Below are 583 nucleotides of genomic sequence, written 5' to 3'. Positions count from 1 at the left end.
AAGGGGTCAAACATTCCCATAAAGCCTGATTCAGCCATTGCTCCAGCTTCTATTGGTACTTGTAAAAGTGCAGCAATACTACCTGTAACCACGCACGTAATTTGCCAACGTTTTAAGAACTGATAAAAACTAATTAAGTGATGCCCTGCAACATTGCTGTTGCCACACATAAAGCGCATTAATAAAGTGCCCGCAAGCCCTGCAATTGCGATATAGCTTGCTAGTTTTAATAAGAGTAAGAGTACTGACCATTCACTTAATTGCATTATGTTGCTACTTAATGATTATGTTTGCTGTGGGTATTAGATTGTTCTTGCATCATCTTATGCGATTCACTTTTGTGTACCATAAATCTAAACGTGTCGGTCATTTTATGTCCATCACCACCCAGTGCTGTCCATTTAACCGTGTAAGTCCCTTGGGCTAAGCTCGGTAATGACCAACTAAAGTCTGTGCTTGGGGTGGAGCTTGGTTTGAAATCAAAGTTTATTGAGTTATTTTTTTCATCTTTGATGATGACTTTTGCTAGCCTTACTTCACCACCAAAAGTTAACGAAAGTTGCTCTGGGCTTTTCATTAACAT

At 39.3% G+C, this 583-nt stretch carries 1 protein-coding gene and 1 pseudogene; both read right to left on the bottom strand.

Features of this window, described 5'->3' with window-relative positions; genetic code table 11:
* Positions 1 to 266: pseudogene (locus GQR47_RS20320) on the bottom strand (copper-binding protein); the annotation flags it as partial.
* Between the two features lie 11 nt (positions 267 to 277).
* Positions 278 to 583 (bottom strand): copper resistance CopC family protein (locus GQR47_RS20315; protein ID WP_165724417.1); only part of this gene is annotated, 306 nt, incomplete at its 5' end.

Source organism: Pseudoalteromonas sp. Z1A2 (assembly GCF_011378755.1).
GTDB lineage: Bacteria > Pseudomonadota > Gammaproteobacteria > Enterobacterales > Alteromonadaceae > Pseudoalteromonas > Pseudoalteromonas distincta.
The sequence above is the reverse complement of the archived record's forward strand: the minus strand, read 5'-3'. Positions and strand labels throughout refer to the sequence as shown.